This is a genomic window from Rhizobium sp. P2_G9, assembly GCF_056403475.1.
This window is the reverse complement of sequence record NZ_JBFUFK010000011.1, coordinates 36,521-62,265: the sequence shown is the minus strand read 5'-3', so window position 1 is coordinate 62,265 and position 25,745 is coordinate 36,521. Positions and strand designations below refer to the sequence as shown.

The following is a 25,745-nucleotide window of genomic DNA, read 5'->3' as shown; positions in this document are numbered from 1 at the left end:
TTGTTCACCACCCGGCAACGATCCGTCGGCTATAAGGATACGACCCGAAACGGGTTCCTGCGGATCATTCGATGCAACAGCGGCAATCCTTGCGCCCCCTGATTCTCGTCCTCACCGTCGTCATGGTTGCGGCGGCAGCAGCGATGGCGCTGACGTTTTCGAGTCCGCCGGTCGACCTGCTGCCGTTTCAAGTGAAGAACAAGGACTTCGCCAATTACTGGATGGCCGGACATTTGATGCTCGACGGCCATGGCTCCCTCCTGTTCGGTAAGCCGGACAACTATTTCGCGGCGATGAAGACCGTATTCGGCGCCGATTATCCACCGCATAACTGGAGCTATCCGCCGCATGCGGTACTGTTCCTGCTGCCGCTTGGCCTGTTCGGATATATGCCGGCCATGGCGCTGTTCCTGGGCTTCACGCTGTCACTTTACCTGCTCGCGGTGCAAAGCTTGCGGCCGAGCTGGACGCTAGTTGCCGCCATCCTGCTGACGCCATTCATCGTCGGCAATCTTGTTGCTACGCAGAACGGCTTCCTGACGGCTGCGCTGATGGTCGGCGGGCTAGCCCTCAGAGACCGCAAGCCGGTGATGGCGGGTATTCTCTTCGGGCTGCTGACGTTCAAGCCGCAGCTCGGCCTCCTCCTACCGCTGCTGCTGATATATGAACGACGCTGGACCGTGATCGCTGCGGCCACTGCGACGACAATCATGCTCGTCATGCTCTCGGTCTTCGCCTTCGGCCCTGAGAGCTGGTCCGATTATGTGCACTATGTCGTGCCTAAGCAGACTGAGATCATGAACACGTTTGGCGGCGATTTTCCGCATATGATCGGCTCGGCCTTCGGCTCGGCGCGCAGCCTCGGGCTCGATGCGGCGACTGCGATGGGCATCCATCTGCCCTTTGCCCTGATCGGTTTCGCCCTGTTCCTCCTGATCCTTTGGCGGCTCGCCAATCCCCATGCCCGAGCCTTCGCTATGCTGATCGCCAATATGCTGGTCGTGCCCTACTCCGTCGCCTATGATTTCGGAGCGCTTGCGACCTTTGCCGCGCTTTGGCCGCTGGATCGAGAGCGATCACAGCTGGCATTGCCACTCCGGCTGTCACTGATTCTCGTCGCCATCCTGCCGATTGCCATGCTGCCGCTTGGCCAGGCGGGCCTGCCGCTGACCCCGCTCATCCTGCTCGCCACCTTTGCCGCACTTCTGGTCGACGAAGCCAGGCTGTCGGTCAATGGAACATCACCCACGCCTCCCAGGCCGTCCACAGTGCCGCCAGGATAATCAGCCCGCCGGCGGCACGACCGGTATAGATCGTCGCCGAATGGTTTGTCAGGAGCAACTGGCGGCTCGCAGCGGCCGAAACCGCGATGGCGCCATAGATCAGGAACTGCATCACGATCGTCAGCGCCCCCATCACCACCGCCTGCTGCCAGAACGGGCCGTATTGCGGCTTCATGAATTGCGGGTAAACCGCCATGATGAACAGATAGGCCTTGGGATTGGAAAGGCAGGTGAGCAACCCCTGCCGGAATGTTGTGGCATAACTCCTGACACGCACCCCATCGGCTCTGTCTACCGTGATCGTGCTGCGGATCAGCCCATAGCCCACCCAGACCATGTAGGCGGCGCCGAAGAGGATCAGCGGCTCGCGCAGCCAGGGCATGGCGAAAGCCAGCACCGTGGCGCCCAGCGTGCCGGTCAATGTATGCACCATGCCGCCGAGCATGATGCCGAACACGGCCGCGAAGCCCGAACCGCGCCCTCCCGTCAGGGCGTTGGTCAGCACGAACAGCATGTCCATGCCGGGCACGATGATGATGCCGAAGAGAAGTGCCGTGTAGAGCCAGAGATTTTCCGCGTAATTCATGTCAGGAGGCCTTTGTCGTTTGTCCGGGTTATTTTCCCAGAAATTCCATAATTTCAGGTCTTTGTGCGGATGAGATAGCGCAAGCCAATTGACAGCGTTGTGTCAGGAGTGTTCCCTGCGGTCAGGCTTTTTCGGTGGAGCCAGACTTTTCGAAGGAGATCCGGATGCGCAAGGCATCGCGGCTGTTCGAGATCATCCAGATCCTGAAACTCGCCGGCAAGCCGGTGACCGCGCAGTCGATCGCCGACCGGCTGGAGGTCACTGTCCGTTCGATCTATCGTGATATCGCGGCGCTTCAGGCGATGCGCGTGCCGATCGAGGGCGGCCGCGGCATAGGCTATATCCTGCGCGCAGGCTTCGACCTGCCGCCTCTGATGTTTTCGATCGAGGAGACCGAGGCGATCGTTCTGGCGCTGGCACTGCTGCAGCGCACCGGCGATCGCCAATTGAAGGATGCCGCCGAACGTGTCACCGGCAAGATCGCCGCCGCCGTACCGCCGCCGCTCAGGCAAGTGGTGATGGGCAATGCGCTCTATGCCTGGGGCACGGTGGCGCCGGAACCGCCAGGCGTGGATCTCGGCATGATCCGCCAGGCGATCCGCGACGAGCAGAAGCTGGAGATCGGCTATCGCGACGAGCAGGGCCGAGACACCAATCGCGTGGTCAGGCCGATCGCGCTGATCTACTATTCCGCCTATACCAATCTGGTCGGCTGGTGCGAATTGCGCACGGCGCTGAGAAACTTCCGTTCCGACCGCATCACGACAAGCCGCACGGTCGAGGCCTTCTTCACCGGCGAGGGCGATCGGCTGCGGACGGATTGGATCGCCGGCTGGCAGATCAACCAGCCTGCCGCCTGAAGACGCTTCTCAGGCGGCTTCCAGATTGTGGCGCAACGCCTTCACGCCGCTCAACAATTGGCCAAAAGTCTCGAGGTCGCAGCCGGTCGCCTTGGCGATCCCCTCGCCGACCTGGAGACCGAGCTTGTGCGCTGCCAGACCCTCGGGCGTCAGATGGATGGCGACCTGCCGCTCGTCTTCGCGGCTACGCTCGCGGCGGATGAAGCCTGTCTTTTCCAGCCGCTTCAACAGCGGTGACAGCGTCCCCGTATCGAGGCCGAGCGCCGCGGCGATCTCGGTGACCAGCGCCACCTTCTTTTCCCAGAGGAACAGCATCACCAGATATTGCGGATAGGTGAGGCCCAGATCGGCGAGCAGCCGCTTGTAGACCTTGGTGAAGGCATGCGAGGCGGCATAGACCGCGAAACAAAGCTGGTTGTCGAGCTTCAGCATGGCGTCGTTCATCGGTTCGGCATTCTCCTTTCTGCCCAATATAGCCGAACGAAAATATTTTGCAAAATTATATTGTGCACAATATAAATTGGCGCTATATCGCTTTTGTCAATTTCAAACGGAGAGACTTCCATGCCCATCCTCTACACCACCCGCGCAACATCCACCGGCGGCCGCGTCGGTTCCTCGAAGTCGGAAGACGGCAATCTGCAGGTGACGCTGACCTCGCCGAAGGAGCTCGGCGGCGACGGCGCAGCCGGCACCAATCCCGAACAGCTCTTCGCTGCCGGCTACTCGGCCTGCTTCCTCGGTGCGTTGAAATTCGTCGCCGGCCAGGCCAAGGTGAAGATCCCCGCGGAAACGACCGTCACCGCAACGGTCGGCCTCGGCCCGCGCGAGGATGGCGGCGGCTTCGGCATCGAAGTGGCGCTGACCGTCAATATTCCCGGCGTCGACCACGCCGTGGCGGAAGACCTCGCCGCCAAGGCGCACATCGTCTGCCCCTATAGCCACGCCATGCGCACTTCGACCGAAGTGCCGGTGACCGTCGCGGCCTAATCGAGAGCTGCCAGCAGATTCAATCCATGCCGCAGGCGATCGCCTTCGCCCTGCGGCATTTTTCGTTCGATCTCCTCATGCGTCTCGCGCCAGACGTCGACGGCCGGTGCGAGAACCGACTGCCCCTCATCGGTCAGCGCCAGGTATTTCTCCCGCCGATCCTGCGCCCCCTTGGCGACTTTGATCCAGCCCCTGCCCTCCAGCACTTTGATTGCAGCCGTGAGCGTGGTACGGTCCATGCCGAGCAATGTGGCGACCGAAGCCAATGGCGCCGGTTCAGGCCGGTTCAGCGACATCATCAGCGAAAACTGGCCGTTGGTCATGCCGAACGGCTTCAGCACCCGGTCGAAATGCCGGGCCAGGGTGCGCGCCGCCCGTTGCGCATGCAGACAGAGACAGCAGTCCCGGATGAGGATTGTCGTGGAAAAAGGAATCAGCAGTTGGTTTGACATGCCCAGAATATGTTGATATCAACGGAAATAGTCAAGCACCACATGAGGATAGCGGTGCGGACGCCAGATATTCTACCCAATGGAGGAGATGATCATGAGCGACTTGCACGGCAAGTTCGTCTGGCACGAACTGATGACCACCGATACTGCGGCAGCCGAGACGTTCTACGGCTCCGTTGTCGGCTGGACGACCAGGCCGATGTCGATGGGTGAAGGCATGACCTACACCATCTTCAACGTCGCCGGTACAGAGCGCGGCGTCGGCGGCATGATGCCGCTTCCTGACGAACTGAAGTCGATGGGCGTGCCGCCGAACTGGACCGGCTATGTCTATGTCGACGACGTCGATGCCGCAGCCAAAAAGGTCACGGAACTGGGCGGCTCGATCCGCCGTCCGCCGGACGATATTCCCACTGTCGGCCGCTTCGCGGTGATTGCCGATCCGCAGGGCGCAGTGATCTGCATCTTCAAGCCGATCCCGCCGGAAACCATGCCACCGGAACTCGACCCGATGACGCCTGGTCTGGTCGGCTGGAACGAACTCTATGCCGACGAATGGAAATCCGCCTTCGACTTCTATTCCAAACTGTTCGGCTGGACCAAGAACCAGGAAATGGACATGGGCGAGATGGGGACCTACCTCGTTTTCGACCATAACGGCAAGATGGCCGGCGGCATGATGACCAAGACGCCGAATATACCGATGCCGTGCTGGGGCTTTTATTTCATGGTCGCGGGGATCGATACCGCCATCGACAAGGTCAAGGCCGGCGGCGGCATGCTCTTGAACGGCCCCACGGAAGTGCCCGGCGGCGGCTTCATCGCACAATGCACCGATCCGCAGGGCGCCTATTTCGCCGTCACCGGCCCACGCGGATAACTAATCCAGGAGTCGGGTGATCAGCGCCACAAGCTCCGCCTGGCGGCTGATGCCGATCTTGTCATAGACATATTTCAGATAAGTCCGGGCGGTGTCCGGGCTTATTTTCAGCAGAACAGCAATGGCCGCAAATTCCAGGCCCTCGGCGCGCAGGCAAGCGACCTCAGCCTCCCGCTCGGTGAGACCGAAGACTGGCGCGATATTGTGTGCCGAGGCGAGCGAATAACCTGCCGGCTTATCCCTCTCGATCAGCACCGCCACAGCCGACGCCGCCAGGAACAGGTCGCGGGCGCGATCCGGAAGAGGATGCACCTGCAGGATATAGCGGCGGCTGTCGGCGCCGCTGAGGGCGGCAAGCGCAATCCGTCCGGCATCCGGCCGCAATGCTGCGGCAATCGCCCGGTCGAGCCCCGCCTGGGACGATCGATCGACAGCTGTTAGCCGCTGGTGGACGACATCGACCGGCAGCCCTTCGACGCCGCGCTCGTGCACCGCAATCACCCTGCCCCAGCGATCGATCTCGAAGGTCGCGAGCCCCCGGTTCTTCAACATGCGCACGACGCCTCGCGCTTCGGCATCGAGCATTTGCCGGGTGATGCGGCTTGCGGCGCGAAGATCTGGAAGGATGATGTCGAGCGCCTCGGCATCGCCGCGGCTATAGGGTCCGGCGGCCTTGCGGCGCTTGAAGCTCAGCTCGACATGCTCGCCGCGGCTCTCATGCAAGACGGCGTTGGCATGCCAGAAGACGCCGGCCGGCTGCAGGAACTCCTGGTAGAACGGATCGCGCCGGAGTTCATCCTCGCTGTAATCGTCATAGTCGACGCGAAAGCCATGCTGCGGCCCGATGCGGACCCGGGCATAGCGCGAATTGGGCGGCGCCTTGCCGGCGACAAATGCCGCCACGCCTTCGGCCGCCTGCTCCGTCACCACCGCCGTCACCATGCGGCTTTCGGTGTTGCGCATCAGCACGGCGTCGCGTGCGCCTGCGGCCATGGCCAGGCCGGCAAGCGGCGCGGACCAGTCCTCGCCGAGCAGTGCCGCCGCGACAATGGCCTCCGTTGCAGTGCGTATGCGATTCTGGTCAATCATGCCTCAACCCGAACACGCGACATTTAAGGTAATCTGGCATCGGCGCGGATTTGCTGGCGCCACTACAGTATCCCGCCTTACGTGGACGTGTAGCATTTGTTTAACTATGTCTAAAACGATTGCACTTGGCAAGATATTCACGGCTTTGCCATGCGATCTACCCTGATCAGGGGGGGCAGCTTGTAAGAAAACTTCTATCTTGACCGGCGAGCCACCTTGTCAGATCCCGTGGAGTGACAGAACATGACTGTGGAATTTACATATGAAGGCCTGCTCAGCGAGCAGGCGCTGTTCCAGACATTCGGCTTCATGGCCCTGGTGCCCGCCGTCCAGATCGACAAGAAACACGGCGTCATCACCTATTCCGACCCGAACAATCATAAGAACCAGGTCGTCGTCGACGTCGACAACCTGCAAGTCAGCAACGGCACTGCCACCAGCGGCTTCATCACCTCGGTGGAACTGATCACCAACGGCAAGCACGCCGTGGATGTCACGGGCCTGCATATCGACTACAGCGGCCAGACGATCGCCATCAACAACAATCTCGACCAGGTCTATTTCCTGCTCGCCGACAATCTGACCGGCACAGTGATCAGCACCGGCGACAAATATGACAACAATCTCGAAGTCGGCGGCGGCGGCAAGGGGACGGTGAACGCCGGCGACGGCAACGACACCATTTATGTCTGGCACCACCAGAATGCCGTTATCAATGGCGGCGCCGGCATCGACCTGATCGACTTCGACTCGATCACCGACGCTCCCTCGACCACCGGCGGCGTCGCCAAGATCGACCTCGCCAAGGGAACGGGCACCAATCCTTGGGGCGGCACGCTGACGATCAAGAATGTCGAGGGTGTCGACTGTTTTGCGATCACCTCCTGCATCCTCAAGGGCGACAATCATGACAATGCCCTGATCGGCAGCCACGGTGCCGACACGCTGATGGGCCGGGGTGGCAACGACTTTATCAGAATTTGGGCCACCCATTCGCTGGACCCGCGTGCCATCCACGCAGATGGCGGCGCCGGCAGCGACACGCTCTACACGGAACTGACCGACAATGCCCAGGGCGCGCCGATGACCGGCTCAGGCGATACGCTCGAATTCCACAATCGCCTCGACCTGGAAAATTCGTCGCTCAACACCGGCAGCTTCCACGGCGGTACGTTCAAGAATTTTGAGATCTACCAGGTCAGCGCCTACCAGCAGGACACGTTCGAATTCGCGGGTTCGGAGAACGGCGAAACTGCGGAAGGCTCGATCGGCAAGGACGATCTCAACGGCCGCGGCGGCGACGACGTGCTCTTCGGCTTCCTCGGCGCCGACACGCTGACCGGCGGCGCCGGCGCCGACCACTTCCAGTACCAGGGCCTCGACAATTCGACGGTCGATGCCAGCGGCCAGGACACGATCAAGGATTTCAAGCATTCCCAGCACGACAAGATCGACCTGTCGCCGATGTTCGCCAGTCAGAATTTCGGCGGCGCTTATGACTTCATCGGCGGCAAAGCTTTCGACGGCAAGTCGAGCGAAGTGCGCTTCGAACACGACGGCGGCAATACGTTCGTGCTGGTGGACGACAATGGCGACAAGACCGCCGACATGGAGATCAAGCTGGTCGGCAATATCGATCTGGTGAAGGGCGATTTCATGCTTTGAAACGAGTGGGCGGAGGAGCAAACGACCTCCGCCCCTCGCAGCAACTGTTGCAGCCTTCACGCGGCACCAAACGACGTAAAGAAAGCCTCGGGATCATCGACCTCGACGATCCTGCGACGGTCGATCTGTCAGAAACGGTTGCCGACATTGCGGATGAAGCTGCGGTCGTGCGACACGATCAGGCAACTGGTCTGCCGTTCAAGCAATTCGCTTTCAAGCGCCGACTGGCCGTCGATGTCGAGATGGTTGGTCGGCTCGTCGAGCAGATAGAAGTTCGGCTCGGCCAGCCTCAGAACCAGAAGACCGAGACGCGCCTTCTGCCCGCCCGACAGTTTTCCCACCGCTTTCGCCTGCATGTCGACGCTGATGCCGGCGCCAGCCAGCAGACTGCGCGCCCGCTGCTCGCCAAGTTCGAAACGCCGGCTCAGAATGGCGAACGGTGTCTCGCCGTCGGCAAGATCGGCGAGCCCCTGGTCGCCATAGCCGAGCACCAGCGACGGCGTCGCCCGGATGCCAGCGCTGTCGATCTCCGGAACCTCGATGGCCGCACGCAGCATGGCGACGAGCCGCGTCTTTCCTGCCCCGTTCGGCGCTAGCAGCACGATCCGGTCGCCCTGGCAGATGAAGCGCTTGCCGGTCTCGAACAGCAGCCTGCCGTCCGGCGTCGTGACCCCCGCATTGTCGAGCGTCACCAGCACCTTGGCGTGCAAGCCCCTATCGGCAAGCCGGATTGCGCCGGCCGAACGCTCCCTGTGTGCAGGCCTGGCGGCGTCTTCCAGCTTTTCCGCGCGTGCCTTCAACTGCTTGGTCTTGACCACCAGCAGGTCGCTGCCGGAATTGATGCCGATATTGTTGAGCTTGGCCGCCTGCCGTCGAAGCTGGTCTGCCGTTTTCATGTCGCGCTCATAACGTCGCGCATCGGACTCATCCGCTTCGTCGAGCGCCGCCCTCGCCCGCGTATAGGGCAAGGAAAACACCGGCGACTGCTCTGTTCGCAAGAAAAGCGTCCGGTTAGTGACCGCGTCGAGAAAGGCGCGGTCATGACTGGCGATAATAGCAGGCATGTCGCGCGGCAGCATGGCGAACCAGGCTTCCAGCTGGCCGATCTTGGCAAGGTCGAGATGGTTGGTCGGCTCGTCGAGCAGCAGCAGATCGGGTTCGGTCACGGCAATACGGGCCAGCATGGCAAGCCGCTGCCAGCCGCCGCTGAGGGCGCCGAGCGGTTTCGCCCTGAATTCCTGATCGACGCCGAGTGCATCGAGCGCGATATCGACGCGCCAGCCCTCGCTGGCCGCCTGCTCATGTGACAATGCGGAGCGCACAAAGGCATCGAACGTCTGTCCAAGCGATCCCTGCGGCACGTTCTGTTCGACGAAGCCAATCGTCAGGCCGCGTGCGCGGACCACATCGCCGGTCGTCGGCTCTGCCATGCCGGCGATGAGCCTGAGCAGCGTGGACTTGCCACGGCCATTGGCGGCAACCACACCAATCCGGTCACCGGCATTGACGGCAAGATTGAGGTTGGAAAACAGCGGCGCGGCGAGCGTCACGCTGAGATTGCGGATATTGATCAGGGTCATGATGATGGTCTCGGTCTACCGAGCGGCCTCGCCTACGGGCGAATGCAAGCCGTCAATGCTCGGAAAATACGGGAGCGGCTGGGGCCAAATGGCACGCACCGCGGTTCCGCAAAGGCAGACCGGAGAAGGGGACAGTCCCTGGTCAGCCCTGCAAACGCATCTGCAGGGCCGGATTGGGGCCACACTGACGATGGCGGTCGAAACGGTCGATCACGATGCAGCCCTCCTTTCTTGAACTGGCATGACGTTAGCATCAGTTGGCAAAGCCGGCAACCACGGCTCAAACCTTGCCATGCACGCTGCGCACCATGGAACCTACAGCCAGCGCCGCACACGGCGGCAGTAACTGCGATAGGTCTCGCCAAACTTCACCGCCAGCATGTGCTCTTCGGGAGCGATCTGGAAGCGGGTCGTATAGGCGACGAAGACGGCAGGACCGATCAATGTCCACAGGCAGCCAAGGAAAAAGGCCCAAGCGCAGAGCACCAGCGTCACCCCCACATACATCGGGTTGCGGGTAATGCCGTAAATCCCGCTGGTCACAAGGCTCGACGCTTCTTCGATCTTGACCGGATTGAGCGTCGTCCTGGCACGGCGGAAGGACGTGACGCCCGACGCCGAGAAGAAAATGCCCGCAATCAGGAACACTGCCGCAATGGCATAGGTCACGCCGCTTGTCAGGGGCGTGGCGGGCAGCCATCGCGCTGCGAGCCACATCAGCACCGCAAGAATCAGCGCGACGAGCGGCGGTGGAATGCGATGATCGAGACTATTCACGACTCTGTCCTCCTCCTTGCAGGTCGCGCCGGAGCGCGCCTTTATCGCCTTAAGCTACCCAGCACGCCGCGCACGATCGCGCCCGTCACCGCCGTCGCCAATGTCCGGGCCGCCGACTTCATCGCCGCTTCCACGATCGTCTCGCGCTGGTAGCCGGAACGTTTTTGCTGCTGTTGCTGCGGTGCTGCATTGTCGTTGGTGCCGAAGCCGGGCAGCGTCCAGCCGCCGATCGTGCCTGTCGTCTTCGGCTGTTCCGGCGCTGGCGCCGGGGCCTGTGCCTGGGCGGCGTCTTCGGCCTTTTTCGTCAGGATTTCGAAGGCCGATTCGCGGTCGATGTCCTGGTCGTAGACAGTGCCGACGGGGCTCACCGAAATCACCTCTTTGCGCTCGGCATCGGTCACCGGTCCGACGCGCGACGACGGCGGCCGGATCAGCGTGCGCTGGACGATCGACGGCGCGCCCTTGTCCTCGATGGTCGAGACCAGCGCCTCGCCGGTGCCGAGCGTGGTGATCACCGTGGCGCAATCGAAATCCGGATTGGGCCGGAACGTGTCGGCCGCGGTCTTCACTGCCTTCTGCTCGATCGGCGTATAGGCGCGCAGCGCATGCTGCACCCGGTTGCCCAGTTGCGCCAGCACCGTCGGCGGCACATCCATCGGGTTCTGCGTGACGAAATAGACGCCAACGCCCTTGGATCGGATCAGCCGCACCACCTGCTCGACCCGCTGGATCAGCACCGGCGGCGCGTCGCTGAACAGCAGATGCGCCTCGTCGAAGAAGAATACCAGCTTCGGCTTGTCCGGGTCGCCAACCTCGGGCAGCTGCTCGAACAGTTCCGACATCAGCCAGAGCAGGAAGGTGGCGTAGAGCCTGGGATTCATCATCAGCTTCTCGGCCGCCAGCACCGAGATCGCGCCGCACCCGTCATTGGTGGTGCGCATGATGTCGGAAATTTTCAGCGCCGGCTCGGAGAAGAAATTCGCCGCGCCCTGCTGTTCGAGAATGAGCAGCGCCCGCTGGATCGAGCCGACCGAGGCCTTGGTGATGAAGCCGAACTTGGTCGACAATTCCTGGGCATTGTCGCCCATATAGTTGAGCATCGCCTGCAGGTCTTTCAGGTCGAGCAGCGGCAGACCGCCTTCATCAGCGATCTTGAAGGCGATGGCGATCACGCCTTCCTGCGCCTCGCTGGCATTGATCAGCCGCGACAGCAAGAGCGGTCCCATTTCGGTGATCGTGGTGCGGACGCGATGGCCCTTCTCGCCATAAATGTCCCAGAAAATCACCGGGAATTGCTGGAAATCATAGTCCGCAAAGCCAATGTCCTTGGCCCGCTTCATCAAAAAATCCTTCTCCTCGCCCATGGCGGCAATGCCGGAGAGGTCTCCCTTGATATCGGCGCAGAATACCGGCACGCCGGCATTGGAAAAGCCCTCGGCGAGCACCTGCAGCGTCACCGTCTTGCCGGTGCCGGTGGCGCCGGTCACCAGACCGTGGCGGTTGCCATAGCGGAGGTCGAGATATTCCGGCTCATTGATCGTATCATCCGGTTTCCGGCTGGTCCCCAGATAGATCTTGCCTTGTTCGAGCATGCTTTTCTCCCACGCCGCGGCGATGCGAACGATCCGCATTGCCGTGTTGAATCCGTCCGGGCTTGTTATAAGGTGCGACCGATCGTCGGACAACCTTGCAAGCATCTGCAATGTCAGCCAATAATTGGAAGAATGAAAAAGAATGGAATCGGAGGACGCCATGACTATACTCGTCGCTGAAATCGCATCCGCAACCGGGCTCGATACCTTAACGGCGCAGAAGTCCATTGGCATGATGCTGGGCTTTTTGGAGCGCGAGGCCGATGACGACGCCGTCCACAAGATGATCGCCGCCATTCCCGGCGCCCGCGACCTGATCTCCGAATGGGGTGGCGAAGGTTCGGGCGGCTTCCTCGCCGGCCTGGCCGGCGGCGGCATCATGGGTCTCGGCCAGCAGTTGATGAGCGTCGGCCTTGGCATGGGCCAGATCACCGCGCTGGCACGCGAGACAGTGGCTGTCGCGAGAAAATATGCCGGCGATGAGCTGGTCGACAAGGTTGTCGCCTCGGTGCCGGGGCTCAGCCAGTTCGTCTGAGGCGGCGCTGACGGCGCGATCTGATCCGGGTCGCGCCCGCACGGCAGGGAAATCGAGGTTAACCGGCCTTGATCTGGAGCAGTCTTTGGAGGGTGTTTGATCCCTTCCAGCCGCCCTGGGTGCTGCAGCAGCTCCCGCAGCGCAAAATGGATCGCGGTGCCGATCAGCAGGCCCTCCAGTGTGCCCGGCACCGCCGACAATGATGATGAACAGGATGCGTATCTGCCAGTCGACGTCGAAGGCGCCCACCGGATCGACGCCGAGGGCCGCGATATAGTAGATGGCGCCGGCCAACCCGCAGATTACCGGCCGAGGCGACGAACGCGGCGATCCTCGACCGGACCGGCGCGATGCTGTCGCTTGCCGCCGCTGCCTCATTGTCGCCGATGGCCATCAGGCCCAGTCCGAACGGCATCCGCAGCAGGCCGAAGACCGAAGACTGCGTCGCGAGAGCGAGTGCCGCCCGGAACACGGTGTCACCAAAGTTGGAGGGATCGATGTCGGGCGTATTGGCGCGCGTTGCATGACCCGTTCCAGCCGATCTCGGCCATGTCATGCCGTGCGGCGGCCCCGAACCATGCTTGAGAATTTCCAGCACGCGCCTCGACTATATCTTGACTTATGATATATATCGGCAAAGTGGCTAGTTCGCGGAGGAACGGATGGCGGAAATACGGCTGGACAGCGTATCGAAGAGCTACGGCAGCGTTAACGTTATCCAAGACGTATCGCTTGTCGTGGAAGCCGGGGAGCTGATGGTATTTCTGGGCCCTTCAGGGTCCGGCAAATCCACCCTGCTGCGCATGATCGCAGGCCTGGAGAAAATCGACAGGGGAAGCCTGACCATCGACGGCAGGCGCAGCGAAGAGTTGGCGCCCGGCCAGCGTAACGTCGCCATGGTGTTTCAGAACTATGCGCTTTATCCGCATATGACCGTGCGCGAAAACATGGCATTCGGGCTGCGCAATATCGGCATGGCCTCAGTCGATATCGAGGCGCGCGTCAGAGATGCAGCGCGGATGCTGGAAATGGAGGCGCTGCTGGAGCGGCGGCCGGGACAATTGTCCGGCGGTCAGCGTCAACGCGTTGCCATCGGGCGCGCCATCGTCAAGGAACCAAAGGCATTCCTGTTCGACGAACCGCTATCGAACCTGGACGCGGCGTTGCGCGTCCGCACGCGGGTCGAACTCGCCCAGTTGCACAACCGCATCAAATCGACGATGATCTACGTCACCCACGACCAGATCGAAGCGATGACGCTGGCCGACCGGATCGTGGTGCTCAACAATTGCAAGATCGAGCAGATCGGCACGCCGATGGAAGTCTATCTTCGGCCCGCCTCCCGGTTCGTTGCCGGCTTCATCGGCAGCCCGGGGATGAATTTTATTCGCGTCGACGTGCAAGGCGAGCCTCCCCGCCGCGTGAGGCTCGCCGGCGGAGCCGAATTCGACATCGATCTCGATCCTCCAGGGCCGGGCGCGTACGAATTGGGAATTCGTCCTGAATCCGTCCACATCGTGCAGGGTGATCGCTCTTTTGCAGCCACTGCCGCGGCACGGGTCGGTGTCGTCGAGCGACTTGGCGAGCGCACGCTCATCTATTGCACGCTCGAAGACGGAACGGAATTGATCGCGCAGGCCGAGGGAAATTCCGCTGTCCAGACCGCGGATGTGGTCCAGCTGGGCTTCGATATCGCCGCGATGCATCTCTTCGACCAGCAGGGCAAGGCCTATCACGCACATTGACGGTGACGGCACGCGGTATCCGGGCGGCCAGGCGGCCGCCTCGCCTCAGCCTTTGATCCCCGCCGATAGCGTGATCGCTTCGGTAACCCGCCTCTGGAAGATCAGGTAGGCAAGTGCGACCGGGAACCCGGCGAGCACGGCGGCCGCCAGTTGCCGCGCATAGTAGACCCCGAACGCGTCGCTGACCTGGGTAATGCCCACCGTGATCGTCATCATTTCATTGCGCGTGACCGCCAGGAACGGCCAGAGGAAGGCGTTCCACGACCAGATGAAAGTCACGATCGACAGCGCCGTGGTGACACCCCAGTTCATCGGGATGTAGACCCGCGTCAGGATGCGCCATTCGGAGGCATTGTCCATGACAGCCGCTTCGCGAAATTCCTTCGGCACGCCGTCGAAGAACTGCTTGTAGACGATCACGATGACCGGATTGATCAGCTGCGGCAGGATGATGCCGGCCCAGGTGTTGACCAGGCCGAGGCCGGCGATCAGCTCGAAATGATTGACGATCAGGGCCGACAGCGGCACCATGAAACTCGCCAGGATCAGCCACCAGAGCGGCCGACGGAAGGGAAAGTGCAGCTGCGAAATCGCATATCCGCAAAGCAGCGATGTCGAGACGGTCAGGAAGGTGACGCTGAGCGCGACGATGATAGAATTCAGATACCAGCGGCCGATATCGGTTTGCGTCAAGGCAAAATAATAGTGCGATACGGTGAACGTATCCGGCCAAAGCTCGATATAGGGCCGGATAACCTCTTCTTCGGGCTTCAGTGACGAAATCACGCCCCAATAGATCGGGAAAGCCCAGAGAATCGAGATGATGACAGTGCCCAGCGTGATCGCCAGCCCGACAAGATTGAGCCGCCTCGCAGTCTTCACATTCATCGGGACCCTCCTTTCGAGAGCCGGGTCAGTTGGAAGTTCAGCACCGAGACGATGATGACGATGGCGAAAAGCACGACAGCCACCGCTGCCGCCCTGCCGCCCTGGTCGGATTGGAAGGCGCGCTGGAAGACGTAGTAGACGAGTACCAGATTGTCGTTCGGACGCCCGCCGGTGGAGAACAGGTATACTTGGTCGAAAATCTTCAGCTGCAGGATCAACTGGATGGTGATCACCAGCGCCGTGATCGGCCACATCAGCGGCCAGGTGACGCTGCGAAACGTCGCCCAGCGGCCGGCATTGTCCAGCGCTGCTGCCTCGTAGATCTCGCCCGGAATTGCCCGCAGCCCGGCAAGGAACAACAGGATGGAAAAGCCCGCCGTCCACCAGATGGTCACGAAGCCGACCGCGGGCATGAACCAGGCCGTCGTCTTGAAGATCGGCACGCGGGCGATGCCGATGAGATCGAAGACATACATGGCAATGCCGAACTGATAGTTCAGCGTCCAGTCCCAAATGAGATAGACCACGGAAACGGGCAGTATGTAGGGCAGGAAGAACAGCGCCAGCACAAGCGCCTGCAGCCGGCCTGCAAGACGGCTGACGCTCAGTGCGATGGCGAAGGCGACAGCCGTGCCCGGAAGGACCGTGAGCGCAACAAAATATGCAGTGTTCCAGAATGCCGTGTTGAAATGGCCATCGTTCAGGAGACGCGTATAGTTCTGCAGGCCGACATACTGGCCCGGGCCGATCAGCGGCGCGTCCGTGAAGCTGATCATGAACAGCTTCACGGTTGGGTATACGAAAACAAGGCCATAGATTGCCACGAAGGGCGCGATCAGCGCGAAGGCAACGAGAGCCTCGCCGTGCTTGTTTCTGAGCATGCTCTCTCCCGAACCTACAGCATATCGCCCGAAAGCGGTCTCCGGTTTCGGATGGCGACATGTGCAAAACAAACAGTCAAAGCACGTCACATCGATCCGCAAATAGGCGACGCGCTTTCAGACGCCGATGACGCAAGCAATTGCCGGGGCGACCGATTGGACGCCCCGGCATGCAAGATCAGAGATCGTCGAGGCCGGCTTTGATCTTTTCCACCGCCTGCGCCGGGTCCATTTCGCCATTGAGCGTCGGCACGAAATAGGTGGACATGACGTCGAAGATCGGTCCGGCAACGCCGGCAAGCGGTGACTTCGGATCGTAGATCATATGCGCGGTCAAAGGCGAATAGGTCGCATTGGGCTGCATCGCCTTGTAGGCGGCGCTGTCAGTCACCGGCTTATAGGCCGGGATATGGCCCGCTGTCGCCCAGAACAGGGAATGCTTGTCTATCCAGGACATGATCTCGAGCACAGCCGCACGCTTTTCGGGGCTCATGTCCTTGCCCTTGTTGGCGGGAATGGCGAAGGTATGGCTGTCCGCATAAGTCGAGGGGTGATTGAAAATCACCGGCAGTTCCACTGCGCCCCATTCGAACAGCTTGCCCTTCTTATGAAGGTCGACCATGGTCGGCACTTCCCAGACACCGTTGATCATCATCGCCGCCTTGCCGGAGGTGAACAGGGCAACCGTCGCCGGATAATCGGTATAGGTCGACTGCAGCCCTTCCTTCGTCCAGCCCTGCAGCACGGTCAACGCATTTTCGAGCTTTTTGGCGTTGTCCCCGACCAGGAACTTGCCATCGGTCATCAATTCCCCGTCCTGCTGTCCCATGAACGAGTAGATGGTCCGGAACATGAAATTGCCGTCGGCGGTCACCGAGCCAAGCGGGAATTTCACGCCTGCCGCCTTCAGCGCCTCCAGCGTCTGCTTGAAATGCTCGCCGGAATCCATGCCTTTCGGCTTGCCGTCGTCCGTCAGCAGACCCGCTTTCTTGAGAATGTCCTTGTTGTAATAGAGCACGATCGGATGGGTATCGAGCGGCACTGCATATTGCTTGCCGTCGATCGTCACCGCATTCCAGATTGCCGGCGCGTAGTCGGCTTGCGACAGGCCCATCGCCTTCATGTCATCAGCCGTGATCTCCTGCAGCAGACCCTGCTTGACGGCAAGCGGAATGCGACTTGCGTGATAGGTCATGATGTCAGGCGCTTCGCCGACGGCAACGGACGTCTGCACTTTCGAATAAAACGGCGTTCCCCACTGCAGCGTGGTCGCGTCGATCTTGATCTTGTCCTTGTGGGCGTCGTTGAAATCGGAGATCAACTGTTTCATGCGCACGCCATCGCCGCCGCCGAGGAAATCCCACCACACGACGGTCTGTTGTTCCGCATGCGCCGCGGTTGCAAACAACCCCGCGGCCATGACAGCGGTTCTCACCAAAGTCGAAATTCTAGGCATCGCTTCTCTCCTCCTACCTGCCGATTGGCCTCCCGCCGCCGGCAATTGCAAACCTATAGCTGAACTCTGATCATCGAATAGGAATAGGGCGGAACGGTCACGTGCACCGCGTTGCCGCTCAATGTCGCATCGTCGGTTTGGCGCGGCGCGACATTGTTCGGATTGTCGCTGGTGTTGGTGGCCTCGAGGTCGTCGTGCTTGATGAGCGTGTGCGTCACCGATCGCGCATTGCCGAAACCTTCGAGCGGCAGGTCGATGGTCATCGCTTCGCTACCATGCCGGTTGACCGCAAAGAATGTCAGCGTTCCCGCATCCCCATCATGAACGCCGGCAATGTCCAGATAGGACACGTTGGCGGCGACATTGGACGTATAGCCGGCACAATCGACATCGAGCTGAAGCGCAGTACCGCGTCCGTAGACCGAGGCAAACTTGAACGGATGATAGATCGTCTGCCGCCACGCAGCACCATCGGGCGCGGTCATGATTGGCGCAATCACGTTGACAAGCTGGGCAATGCAAGCGATGCGGACGACGTCGGAGCGCCGGATGAAGGTGTTGATGATGCAGCCGACCTGGAGAACGTCTTCGAAATTGTAGATGTCTTCCAGCAGCACCGGTGCATGCGGCCAATTCCATTCCTTCATCCGCCGGGCGTCGCTGCGTCTTTCGTGATACCAGACATTCCACTCGTCGAAGGAAATCTTGACGTCGCGCTGCGACCGCTTCTTTGCCTTCACGTAATCGATCACACCGCCGACCGTATTGATGTAGCGGTCCAGCTTTTCCGGGAGCGCCAGGAATTCCGCGGTGTTCTTCTCATAGTTCTCGAAATACATGTGCAGCGAAATATAATCGACCTGGTCGTAGGTCTCCTCCAGAACCGTGGCTTCCCACTGCGGATAGGTCGGCATGTCGGAATGCGACGAGCCGCAGACGACGAGCTGCAGCTTTTCGTCGAAGGCGCGCAACGCCTTTGCCGTCTCATTTGCCAGATGGCCGTATTCGGCGGCATTCTTGTGCCCGACCTGCCAGGGGCCGTCCATTTCATTGCCAAGACACCAGAGCCGTACATCCCAGGGTGCTGCACGACCGTTCTTGCGCCGCAAATCCGACCAGTAGGAGCCGCCGGGATGGTTGACATATTCGACGAAACTGCGTGCGGCATCGAGGCCGCGCGAGCCGAGGTTGACGGCCAGCATCATCTCCGTGCCTGCGGCCTCTGCCCAGCTGGCAAATTCATGGATGCCGACGTGATTGGATTCCGACGTACGCCAGGCGAGATCAAGGCGCGTCGGTCTGTCTTCCTTGGTCCCGATGCCATCTTCCCAATTGTAGGCGGATACGAAATTGCCACCCGGATATCGGCAGACCGGCGTCTGAAGCTCACGCACGAGGTCGAGAACGTCGCCGCGCATGCCCTCGGCATTCGCCGTCGGGTGACCCGGCTCGTAAATACCCGTGTAGACGGCGCGACCAAGATGTTCGAGGAACGAGCCATAAAGCCGTTTATCGATGTCGGCAATCGTATAGCGCGCATGCGCTGTGACCTTCGCCTTCATATTCCTCCCCATCATACATTCATACCTGAAATTCAGGTAAATATCCTGCTGCCGGGAACAGTAAAGCGAACGCCGCTGAAACGTCAAGCAGCAGGTGACGTTTTTTCAGATCTGAATGCGCAGCACGATGTCCTGATCGTAATTGCCGAAGCCACGCCCGAAGATGTTGATGCCTCCGGGATGATCGGCATGTTCATTGACGCCGATGCGCATGCGGACCGAGCGATGCCGGTCGATGCCGAGATCATCGAGCTTGACGTTGGAGATCTTGACGCCGTCGATGAAGCTGCCTTCGCCGTTGACGCGCCAGTTCTTGAGCTTGCCATACTGAGAACCGGCAAGCTTCCACCAGCCGGGAGTGTAAAGACCGCGCTTGTCACCGAAATCCCCAGGCGACGTCCAGGTGCCGACGTCGACCCCGTTGATCTGGATGAAGATGTCGGAGGGCCAGTTAGCGGCCGTGCCCGGAACTTCGGAACTCAACTCCATCGAAAATTCGAGCGCTTTCGGCCTGGTTTTCTTGAGCATTGTGTTGTTGGGAAACTGATATTCGATAAAGCCGTGGGTGAACCACAAAAGGCTGGCCTTCATGCGATCCGGCTCGAGAAATGTATCGGGCACATCCAGTAACCCGATGACGCCATCCCGCGAGCACAGGCCACAGGGGGACGTCACCTCGAACTGGGTATAGAGCCCGAGCGGCATCGACACTTCGATGAGATCGTCTCGTCGCCCGACCACATCATCATGAAAAGCGATAAGAATTTCGTGGAAGGCGGAATGGCAGATTTTCTGGCTGCCTTTCTTCGCCTTGACGCTTTCGGTGGTAATCAGACCGACATCCTCCAGAATCTGCAGGTTGGAGGAGACGGTAGACTGCGGCAGCGCCAATTCCTCGGCAATCTGGTTGACGTTTTTCGGTCCGCCGATGCGGAGCAGCTTGAGCATCGAGATGCGCACATCGCTCGCCAAGCCTTTGACGATATCCTGGCGCTCTGAAGGGTCTATTACGAGTACTTTGCCTGTCATGGTCATTCAGATGATGAAAAAAATCTGAATATCAGCATATCCGATACTTTGAAAGTCTCGATCGCCGCAAATCACCCCTGCCCTGAAACCTTTATGGCGATCATATGACAATCCCGCCGATTTCAAACGTTCGGTGCTGAAGCATCACCGTGAATAGACATCATCGGGTATCGCAGGATCACCGACGGCCAGACGGCTGACGGAGTTGATCTGCCCGATGCTGGCCCGCCGTCCGCAAACCGGTGACAACTTCCGCTAGTTGACCGCGATGAGGGCCACGAGCGTTGCGACCAGCGTTGGGAGCATGACCACCAATCCCAGCTTGAAGAATTGTAGCCCGCTGACGGTGACACCTTCGCGCTGCAGCGCCGTCAGCCAGAGTATCGTTGCCAGCGAGCCGCTTATGGAGAGGTTTGGCCCGAGATCTATGCCGACCAGAATAGCCCCGGAGATCGTAATCGATGCGTGTGCCGCCTGTGCGACATTGCCGGCGACCAGGCCGGCCGGAAGATTGTTCACCGCATTCGAGACCACACCTGTCGCCATGCCGACGATCATTGCAGCATAAGACGGGGCGGATGCAGCATGAGTTGCCAGCGCCTTTCCGAGCTCTGCAATCAGCCCGGTCCCGGCGAGAGCCTGGACGATGATGAACAGACCGGCGACCAATGGCAGGACAGCCCACGAAACGCCTTTGAGCACGTCAAGCGGCGCCTCCCGGTTCAAGACGGAGACCAGAACGAGGGTAGCGACGCCGGCAATGAAGGTCGGCAGTCCGAGATCCGCACCGAAAGCCGAGGCGCCGACGAGCCCCAAGGCTGTTGCGATCAGACCTGCACCTGCGACTTTTGCGGCATGGGGCAGTGGCGGCGTGGGGACGCTGGCGGCGATTTTTTCGTCGTTCAATTGCCGGGATTGCGTCCATCGCAACAGCATATAGGTCAGCACGATCGAGACCATTGAAGGCAGCGTAAAAACCCGCAGCCACTGCAAAAGCGGCGGCATCCGCCCGCCATTGAAGATCACCAGATTGGCGGGATTGGAGATCGGCAGCACAAAACTCGCGGCATTTGCAATGAAGGCGCAGATGAAGAGATAAGGCAAAGGATCCTTCACCTTGGCCGCGCGACAGGCCGCGTAGACTGCCGGAGTGAGCACGACCGCCGTGGCGTCGTTGGAGAGGAACACGGTGACGACCGTGCCGACGCCGTAGATCAGGATGAACAGGCGACCGGGCGAGCCATTTGCGTGACCGGTGGCGACGGCAGCAAGCCAATCGAACAGCCCTTCCTTGCGGGCGAGCTCCGAGAGCAGCATCATGCCGATGAGAAACAAATAGACATCAAGGCCCTTGCGCGCACCTGCAAACGCTTCGGAGGGCGCGAGGAGCCCGGTGGATACGAGAATGACAGCCGCAAGCATCGCCCATACGGCTTCGGGCAGACGAAAAGGCCGCATGATCAGACACAACGCAGTTGCGGCCGCGACGGCAATGACCGCCGGCGTGGCATAAGTGGAGGAAAACATCGAGATCGCCCGATCCATGAATTGCGCCCTGCCCGTTTAGTTCGGCCAGGCGCCGTCCGCAATGAGAGAAACGCCACTGTCCTTATCGATCCGGAAAAATGCCGCGTCCCTCCCGGCGAGACGTTTAGGGGATCCTTCATGCGAGCCGCGCGGCGGCATCGAAGCCGCGCCATTTGTTGGCGGGAGATCAACCGGTTTCCTATGCCCTCGCTCATCCGCTAAGATGCGCAGAGGTCCTTGCTATGACGCCAATAACCATCATCGCAGCGATGTAGCGCACCGACTACGGACATACAAAGCACACTTTGGCAATGACTGTTGTAAACTCTCGCGGAGGAACGAGTTGATGAAAAAACTGCAGGAAACCGTAGCGGTCGTGACCGGCGGCGGCCGAGGCATCGGGCGGGAAATCGCCCTCCAACAGGCTCGCAATGGTGCCAAAGTCGCTGCACTCGCGAGAACCGCCCATGAGATCGAGACGACGGTTTCGGCCATCGAAGATGCAGGCGGCACCGCCATGGCCATCGCGGTCGATCTGGTCGATCGTGCCGCGGTCGAAGACGCATTCCGACAGATCACATCACGTTACGGATCGATTGACCTGTTGGTCAACAACCACGGTTCGTTTCGCGCCTTCGGTCCTATCTGGGAGTGTTCGCCGGAGACCTGGTGGCAAGATGTTGAGATCAATCTGCGCGGCACGTTCAACACCTGTCAGGTCGCCGTACCCGGCATGCTGGTGCGGAGATCCGGGCGCGTGGTGAATTTGGTGGGCGGGGGCACCGGCAACAGCTTCCCCAATGGGTCGGGCTATGCCGCCAGCAAGGCAGCGATCATGCGGTTCACCGAATGTCTCAACGACACGACGATCGATAGCGGCGTTCGTGCTTTCGCCGTCGACCCCGGCTTGGTCCGAACTTCCATGACCGAGCTGCAGCTCTTTTCCGATGCAGGCAAGGCGCATCTGCCTGGCATCCAGAAGCTGTTTGATGACGGTGTCGATGTGCCGCCTGCACGCGCCGCCGAGCTGATCGTCGATATCGCGGCAGGCCGCTTCGATCCTCTCGCCGGTCGCCTGTTGCGGGGCGTCGACGACAAGGATCTTCTCGAGCGGGAAATGCGGGCGATTGTCGACCAGGACGGACGCGCACTGCGTTTCAGCGGCGTCCAGCAAGAGCGGCTGTGATCGGCCGCATCGTCGTGATCTGTCATGGGTGTCCCCGCCGACACGCCAGAGCCGATGCAGTAACTGCCTGGCTCTGGCGCGCATTGCATTTCGGCGCCCGGCCTCTGGTGCGCGACGAGCCGACAGCGCTTGGCGTGCGAAGTTCACCCGATTCAGGTCGCGCAATCTGCCCGGATGGCATGCGACTGGCCTTGTCAGCGATACCTCACCTGGTTCCAGCGGTGGCCAAGCAAGGACAGGATGATGATGAGACCGTAGAAGAACTGGGTGTAGAAGCCCGAAAGCCCGACGCCGACGACTCCTGTTTGAATGAAGGAGACCGTGAAGCTGCCGATGGCGCTTCCGAGTATCGTTCCGATGCCGCCCCACGGCGCCGTTCCGCCGACGAAGACCGACGCCAGGCCGGGGAGCAGGTAGCCATCGCCCGAAGTCGGCCACCAGGTGAAATTGATGAACACCGAGAACACGCCTGCCAGCGCCGCACCGAGGCCGACGAAGACAAAGGTCTGAAGCCGCACACGCTTGACATTGATGCCCATCTGCTGCGCTGCTTCGGGGTTGTCACCGACAATGTGGACACGGACACCGAATCGATGGCGGTTGTAGAGCAGCGCCGAGACGATGATGAACAGCAGAGCCCAGCCGATCTGGGCAGGTATTCCGAACACGTCCGCCGCCAGAACACGATATGCGAGACTGTCTCGCAGCTCCACCAAGGCGATGGAAATCCCCTCCGTCTTGATCTGGATGAGGCCGCGAAGCATGAAGTTCATTCCAAGCGTCGCAATCAGTGACGAGAGATTGCCGTAAACCACCAGAAAGCCATTGCAAAAACCAAGCAACAGCCCGGTTGCAACCGCAGCCAGCCCCCCCAGAAAGGGGTCATATCCGGCCTGAACGACAAGGGCGAATGCCCAGCCCGCCATGCCCATGGTCGCCGGAAACGACAGGTCAATCTCGCCGACGGTGACGACAAAAACCAGGGGCACCACCACGAACAGGACCATGGGCAGGCTGGTGAACACCGCCTTGTAGATGGTCCATTGAGCGAAGACCGCCGGATTGCCGACATAGAAAATTGCCAGCATGACTGCCGCGACCAACGCCGAACCGATCGCGGCACGGTTATCGATGGCGAACCTGCGCAGGCGAGACTGATCGGCGTGGTTGCCCTCGGCCAGCCTGCGCACAGCGTCGGCGTCGAGCGATCCATCCATTTCCTTCTCCGGTGCGTCCAGCATCAACTCGCTCATATGGACGCCCTTTCAAGCAGCTGACGCCCGATCTCGCCGGGATGCGCGATATCTTCCATGAACTTGATCAACCTCTCCGCAGAACCGATTTCGGCTTTGGTTGCCTGCACTGCCACCCTCCCCCGATCCAGAACGATGAACCGGTCGGCAATATCGAAGACGTGGTGTATGTTGTGCCCGATGAACAGGATCGAACGTCCAGCTGCGCGTGCCTGACGGACGAAATGAAACACCTTGGCGGTTTCGGTGAGCGAGAGTGCGGTCGTCGGTTCGTCCAGCACGATGAGTTCGCTTTGATTGTAGAGCGCCCGCGCGATCGCGACGCCCTGCCTTTCTCCGCCGGACAATTGACCCACGATAGAGTTCGGGCCAAACACTTTTGACGTAAAGCCGATCTCACGCATGAGCCGGGCCGCCTCTTCGCGCTGCTTGCGCGCCCTCAGGAAACCGAGTGGCCCGACGATCTCGCGGCCCATGAAAATGTTCCAGGTTATCGTCTGCTGGACCGCGAGCGCGCGATCCTGGAACACAGTCTCGATGCCTGCCTGCCTCGACTTTGCTGCATTCCATCTTGCCGTCACCGGCTCGCCGTGCACGAGGATCTCCCCGCTTGACGGCCGGACTGCGCCAGCAAGGATCTTGATCAGGGTCGACTTGCCGGCACCATTGTCTCCGACCAGGCCGACCACCTCGGCCTTGCCGACATGCAGGTCAACACCGCCGAGGGCATAGACTTGGCCGTATGATTTCTTGACGTCCCTTAGTTCTATTATCCGATCGCTCATCGTTCGCCTTCCAGCAAGGGGAATCCGGCCAGTGGCCGGGTTCCGCAGGTGACTAGCGCAGCCCTTGCTCGGCGAGCTTGGCGACTGCCTCATAGTTCTCTGGCGTGACAAATCCGGCGCCTGTATCCACGTTTACGGGGCCAAGGCCGAGAACCACCTGCTCGCAAAGATTGAGCACCGGAAGGTATCCCTGTTGAAACGGCTGCTGGTCGGCCGTAAGCTGCACCCATCCGTCCCGGAACGCCTGGATGATCTGCGGGCTGGTGTCGAAGGAAATGTTGATGATCTCCCCCGGCTTCTTGCCGGCCGCCTTCATATAGGCGGGCGCGGTGCCCAGCTGCTGACCGCCGGCATAGGCGATGACCTTCGTGCCGGGGTTGGCAGCGAGCGCTGCGGTGATGATCGGAATGCCCGCATTCGGATCGGCCTTCATTTCTTCCGGCTGCTGCAGCTTGACGACTTTCATGCCCGCCGCCTCGAACACCTCGATGATGCCCAACTCACGCTGCGCACGCTCTGCCTGGGCAAAGTCGCTGATGACGATCGCCACGTCGCCAGCCTTGAACCCGAAGCGGCGCAGGGCTTCGGTGCCCAACGCCCGCCCCTGGGCCTTCTGCTGGGCACCGACATAGCCGCCGCCGAACTTGGCGACGACCTCGTCGACGGGAACGTTGAGATACATCATCTTGATGCCGGCCTTGGAGGCTTCGTCGGCCAGCCCCATGATCGCTGCATTGCCGGGATGACCCATCATGGCAATCGCTTCAGGCTTGGCCGCGATCGCCTCACGCAGCTGCTGGATCATCGTTTCCGAGTTCCACTTCGAAAACAGATAGTCCACCTGCGCGCCAGTATCGGCGGCTGCCTGCTTGGCGCCGTTATAAACGATGGTGCCGAACGCGTCGCCCTCGCCGCCGCCGGTAAAGAAGCGGATATGGACATTCGAACACCACTTGTCGGGAAGCGGACCCGCTTTGGCGACGGCGGAAAATGCGGCGATCATCAGGGCTGCGGTCGCAATGGACTTCAGCGTCCTTGTATAAACAGTCATATAGTCCTCCCTTTGTGCTTGGCTTGATGTGAGATGCGCTTCTAAGCTGCCTCGCTCGCGAACCGGTCAGGGGCGAGCGCTGAATTTCCCCTC

The 25,745-nt window shown here is 60.7% G+C and carries 23 protein-coding genes and 1 pseudogene; 8 read left to right on the top strand and 16 right to left on the bottom strand.

The genetic code is table 11. From position 1 onward, the window contains the following. Positions 1-71 precede the first annotated feature (71 nt). A complete protein-coding gene (locus tag AC1DYF_RS11185; RefSeq protein ID WP_477876801.1) occupies positions 72-1,283 on the top strand; it encodes a glycosyltransferase family 87 protein in 1,212 nt (403 codons plus the stop codon). On the opposite strand, the gene AC1DYF_RS11180 is transcribed toward AC1DYF_RS11185, so the two are convergent. Continuing rightward, positions 1,231-1,869, bottom strand: a complete 639-nt coding sequence (locus AC1DYF_RS11180) for a LysE family translocator (RefSeq protein WP_477876800.1) — start codon at positions 1,867-1,869, stop codon at positions 1,231-1,233. The two genes, AC1DYF_RS11185 and AC1DYF_RS11180, sit on opposite strands and share 53 nt — an antisense overlap. A gap of 164 nt (positions 1,870-2,033) precedes the next feature. Between AC1DYF_RS11180 and AC1DYF_RS11175 the strand changes: the two genes are divergently transcribed. After that, on the top strand, positions 2,034-2,729 hold the full coding sequence (locus AC1DYF_RS11175) for a helix-turn-helix transcriptional regulator (RefSeq protein ID WP_477876799.1): 696 nt from the start codon (positions 2,034-2,036) through the stop codon (positions 2,727-2,729). A gap of 9 nt (positions 2,730-2,738) precedes the next feature. On the opposite strand, the gene AC1DYF_RS11170 is transcribed toward AC1DYF_RS11175, so the two are convergent. Then, positions 2,739-3,173 (bottom strand): MarR family winged helix-turn-helix transcriptional regulator, encoded by a 435-nt coding sequence (locus AC1DYF_RS11170; protein WP_477876798.1) that lies wholly within the window; start codon positions 3,171-3,173, stop codon positions 2,739-2,741. 120 nt (positions 3,174-3,293) lie between these two features. Between AC1DYF_RS11170 and AC1DYF_RS11165 the strand changes: the two genes are divergently transcribed. Next, on the top strand, positions 3,294-3,719 hold the full coding sequence (locus AC1DYF_RS11165) for an organic hydroperoxide resistance protein (RefSeq protein WP_477876797.1): 426 nt from the start codon (positions 3,294-3,296) through the stop codon (positions 3,717-3,719). On the opposite strand, the gene AC1DYF_RS11160 is transcribed toward AC1DYF_RS11165, so the two are convergent. Further along, positions 3,716-4,171, bottom strand: a complete 456-nt coding sequence (locus AC1DYF_RS11160; protein ID WP_477876796.1) for a MarR family winged helix-turn-helix transcriptional regulator — start codon at positions 4,169-4,171, stop codon at positions 3,716-3,718. The two genes, AC1DYF_RS11165 and AC1DYF_RS11160, sit on opposite strands and share 4 nt — an antisense overlap. Before the next feature lie 94 nt (positions 4,172-4,265). On the opposite strand from AC1DYF_RS11160, the gene AC1DYF_RS11155 reads away from it, so the two are divergent. Then, positions 4,266-5,051 carry a VOC family protein gene (locus tag AC1DYF_RS11155; RefSeq protein ID WP_477876795.1) on the top strand — a complete coding sequence of 262 codons (786 nt, stop codon included), beginning with the start codon at positions 4,266-4,268 and terminating at the stop codon, positions 5,049-5,051. Here AC1DYF_RS11155 and AC1DYF_RS11150 read toward each other — a convergent pair whose 3' ends face one another. Continuing rightward, positions 5,052-6,140 (bottom strand): helix-turn-helix transcriptional regulator, encoded by a 1,089-nt coding sequence (locus AC1DYF_RS11150; protein WP_477876794.1) that lies wholly within the window; start codon positions 6,138-6,140, stop codon positions 5,052-5,054. Positions 6,141-6,383: 243 nt separating this feature from the next. On the opposite strand from AC1DYF_RS11150, the gene AC1DYF_RS11145 reads away from it, so the two are divergent. Next, positions 6,384-7,805, top strand: a complete 1,422-nt coding sequence (locus tag AC1DYF_RS11145; protein ID WP_477876793.1) for a calcium-binding protein — start codon at positions 6,384-6,386, stop codon at positions 7,803-7,805. Positions 7,806-7,936: 131 nt separating this feature from the next. Here AC1DYF_RS11145 and AC1DYF_RS11140 read toward each other — a convergent pair. The 3 genes and pseudogenes from AC1DYF_RS11140 to AC1DYF_RS11130 form a co-directional block, all read right to left on the bottom strand. Continuing rightward, positions 7,937-9,385, bottom strand: a pseudogene (locus AC1DYF_RS11140) (ABC-F family ATP-binding cassette domain-containing protein); the annotation flags it as partial. A gap of 315 nt (positions 9,386-9,700) precedes the next feature. Further along, positions 9,701-10,162 carry a methyltransferase family protein gene (locus tag AC1DYF_RS11135; RefSeq protein ID WP_477876792.1) on the bottom strand — a complete coding sequence of 154 codons (462 nt, stop codon included), beginning with the start codon at positions 10,160-10,162 and terminating at the stop codon, positions 9,701-9,703. A 41-nt stretch (positions 10,163-10,203) separates the two neighbouring features. Beyond that, positions 10,204-11,754 carry a helicase HerA-like C-terminal domain-containing protein gene (locus tag AC1DYF_RS11130; RefSeq protein ID WP_477876791.1) on the bottom strand — a complete coding sequence of 517 codons (1,551 nt, stop codon included), beginning with the start codon at positions 11,752-11,754 and terminating at the stop codon, positions 10,204-10,206. 160 nt (positions 11,755-11,914) lie between these two features. On the opposite strand from AC1DYF_RS11130, the gene AC1DYF_RS11125 reads away from it, so the two are divergent. Both AC1DYF_RS11125 and AC1DYF_RS11120 read left to right on the top strand, forming a co-directional pair. Beyond that, positions 11,915-12,289: a hypothetical protein gene (locus tag AC1DYF_RS11125; RefSeq protein ID WP_477876790.1), complete on the top strand. Its 375-nt coding sequence runs from the start codon at positions 11,915-11,917 to the stop codon at positions 12,287-12,289. Between the two features lie 662 nt (positions 12,290-12,951). Further along, positions 12,952-14,034, top strand: a complete 1,083-nt coding sequence (locus AC1DYF_RS11120; RefSeq protein ID WP_477876789.1) for an ABC transporter ATP-binding protein — start codon at positions 12,952-12,954, stop codon at positions 14,032-14,034. Between the two features lie 45 nt (positions 14,035-14,079). Here AC1DYF_RS11120 and AC1DYF_RS11115 read toward each other — a convergent pair whose 3' ends face one another. From AC1DYF_RS11115 to AC1DYF_RS11090, 6 genes are all read right to left on the bottom strand, one after another. Further along, positions 14,080-14,922, bottom strand: coding sequence for a carbohydrate ABC transporter permease (locus tag AC1DYF_RS11115; RefSeq protein WP_477876788.1), 843 nt, complete (start codon positions 14,920-14,922; stop codon positions 14,080-14,082). Next, the gene (locus AC1DYF_RS11110) at positions 14,919-15,803 is read right to left on the bottom strand and encodes a carbohydrate ABC transporter permease (protein ID WP_477876787.1); all 885 of its coding nucleotides are present in this window, start codon (positions 15,801-15,803) and stop codon (positions 14,919-14,921) included. The genes AC1DYF_RS11115 and AC1DYF_RS11110 overlap by 4 nt, the downstream gene beginning before the upstream one ends. Positions 15,804-15,981: 178 nt before the next feature. Continuing rightward, a complete protein-coding gene (locus tag AC1DYF_RS11105; RefSeq protein WP_477876786.1) occupies positions 15,982-17,259 on the bottom strand; it encodes an extracellular solute-binding protein in 1,278 nt (425 codons plus the stop codon). 53 nt (positions 17,260-17,312) lie between these two features. Next, on the bottom strand, positions 17,313-18,821 hold the full coding sequence (arfA, locus tag AC1DYF_RS11100; protein WP_477876785.1) for an arabinosylfuranosidase ArfA: 1,509 nt from the start codon (positions 18,819-18,821) through the stop codon (positions 17,313-17,315). Positions 18,822-18,926: 105 nt separating this feature from the next. After that, a complete protein-coding gene (locus tag AC1DYF_RS11095) occupies positions 18,927-19,850 on the bottom strand; it encodes an ArsR/SmtB family transcription factor (RefSeq protein ID WP_477876784.1) in 924 nt (307 codons plus the stop codon). A gap of 255 nt (positions 19,851-20,105) precedes the next feature. After that, positions 20,106-21,395, bottom strand: coding sequence for an arsenic transporter (locus tag AC1DYF_RS11090; RefSeq protein ID WP_477876783.1), 1,290 nt, complete (start codon positions 21,393-21,395; stop codon positions 20,106-20,108). Positions 21,396-21,723: 328 nt separating this feature from the next. Between AC1DYF_RS11090 and AC1DYF_RS11085 the strand changes: the two genes are divergently transcribed. Further along, positions 21,724-22,563 (top strand): SDR family oxidoreductase, encoded by an 840-nt coding sequence (locus tag AC1DYF_RS11085; protein ID WP_477876782.1) that lies wholly within the window; start codon positions 21,724-21,726, stop codon positions 22,561-22,563. Between the two features lie 194 nt (positions 22,564-22,757). On the opposite strand, the gene AC1DYF_RS11080 is transcribed toward AC1DYF_RS11085, so the two are convergent. From AC1DYF_RS11080 to AC1DYF_RS11070, 3 genes are read right to left on the bottom strand one after another with little or no spacing between them, the layout of a single operon-like run. Beyond that, positions 22,758-23,816 (bottom strand): ABC transporter permease, encoded by a 1,059-nt coding sequence (locus tag AC1DYF_RS11080; protein ID WP_477876781.1) that lies wholly within the window; start codon positions 23,814-23,816, stop codon positions 22,758-22,760. Further along, positions 23,813-24,601 carry an ATP-binding cassette domain-containing protein gene (locus tag AC1DYF_RS11075; RefSeq protein ID WP_477876780.1) on the bottom strand — a complete coding sequence of 263 codons (789 nt, stop codon included), beginning with the start codon at positions 24,599-24,601 and terminating at the stop codon, positions 23,813-23,815. The genes AC1DYF_RS11080 and AC1DYF_RS11075 overlap by 4 nt, the downstream gene beginning before the upstream one ends. Before the next feature lie 52 nt (positions 24,602-24,653). Next, positions 24,654-25,652, bottom strand: a complete 999-nt coding sequence (locus AC1DYF_RS11070) for a substrate-binding domain-containing protein (protein ID WP_477876779.1) — start codon at positions 25,650-25,652, stop codon at positions 24,654-24,656. Positions 25,653-25,745 lie beyond the last annotated feature (93 nt).

Bases quoted from the DNA above. Each gene is read 5' to 3' on its own strand.
- AC1DYF_RS11185 (WP_477876801.1), top strand. From the start codon at position 72: ATGCAACAGCGGCAATCCTTGCGCCCCCTGATTCTCGTCCTCACCGTC.
- AC1DYF_RS11180 (WP_477876800.1), bottom strand. From the start codon at position 1,869: ATGAATTACGCGGAAAATCTCTGGCTCTACACGGCACTTCTCTTCGGC.
- AC1DYF_RS11175 (WP_477876799.1), top strand. From the start codon at position 2,034: ATGCGCAAGGCATCGCGGCTGTTCGAGATCATCCAGATCCTGAAACTC.
- AC1DYF_RS11170 (WP_477876798.1), bottom strand. From the start codon at position 3,173: ATGAACGACGCCATGCTGAAGCTCGACAACCAGCTTTGTTTCGCGGTC.
- AC1DYF_RS11165 (WP_477876797.1), top strand. From the start codon at position 3,294: ATGCCCATCCTCTACACCACCCGCGCAACATCCACCGGCGGCCGCGTC.
- AC1DYF_RS11160 (WP_477876796.1), bottom strand. From the start codon at position 4,171: ATGTCAAACCAACTGCTGATTCCTTTTTCCACGACAATCCTCATCCGG.
- AC1DYF_RS11155 (WP_477876795.1), top strand. From the start codon at position 4,266: ATGAGCGACTTGCACGGCAAGTTCGTCTGGCACGAACTGATGACCACC.
- AC1DYF_RS11150 (WP_477876794.1), bottom strand. From the start codon at position 6,140: ATGATTGACCAGAATCGCATACGCACTGCAACGGAGGCCATTGTCGCG.
- AC1DYF_RS11145 (WP_477876793.1), top strand. From the start codon at position 6,384: ATGACTGTGGAATTTACATATGAAGGCCTGCTCAGCGAGCAGGCGCTG.
- AC1DYF_RS11130 (WP_477876791.1), bottom strand. From the start codon at position 11,754: ATGCTCGAACAAGGCAAGATCTATCTGGGGACCAGCCGGAAACCGGAT.
- AC1DYF_RS11125 (WP_477876790.1), top strand. From the start codon at position 11,915: ATGACTATACTCGTCGCTGAAATCGCATCCGCAACCGGGCTCGATACC.
- AC1DYF_RS11120 (WP_477876789.1), top strand. From the start codon at position 12,952: ATGGCGGAAATACGGCTGGACAGCGTATCGAAGAGCTACGGCAGCGTT.
- AC1DYF_RS11115 (WP_477876788.1), bottom strand. From the start codon at position 14,922: ATGAATGTGAAGACTGCGAGGCGGCTCAATCTTGTCGGGCTGGCGATC.
- AC1DYF_RS11110 (WP_477876787.1), bottom strand. From the start codon at position 15,803: ATGCTCAGAAACAAGCACGGCGAGGCTCTCGTTGCCTTCGCGCTGATC.
- AC1DYF_RS11105 (WP_477876786.1), bottom strand. From the start codon at position 17,259: ATGCCTAGAATTTCGACTTTGGTGAGAACCGCTGTCATGGCCGCGGGG.
- arfA (WP_477876785.1), bottom strand. From the start codon at position 18,821: ATGAAGGCGAAGGTCACAGCGCATGCGCGCTATACGATTGCCGACATC.
- AC1DYF_RS11095 (WP_477876784.1), bottom strand. From the start codon at position 19,850: ATGACAGGCAAAGTACTCGTAATAGACCCTTCAGAGCGCCAGGATATC.
- AC1DYF_RS11090 (WP_477876783.1), bottom strand. From the start codon at position 21,395: ATGGATCGGGCGATCTCGATGTTTTCCTCCACTTATGCCACGCCGGCG.
- AC1DYF_RS11085 (WP_477876782.1), top strand. From the start codon at position 21,724: ATGAAAAAACTGCAGGAAACCGTAGCGGTCGTGACCGGCGGCGGCCGA.
- AC1DYF_RS11080 (WP_477876781.1), bottom strand. From the start codon at position 23,816: ATGAGCGAGTTGATGCTGGACGCACCGGAGAAGGAAATGGATGGATCG.
- AC1DYF_RS11075 (WP_477876780.1), bottom strand. From the start codon at position 24,601: ATGAGCGATCGGATAATAGAACTAAGGGACGTCAAGAAATCATACGGC.
- AC1DYF_RS11070 (WP_477876779.1), bottom strand. From the start codon at position 25,652: ATGACTGTTTATACAAGGACGCTGAAGTCCATTGCGACCGCAGCCCTG.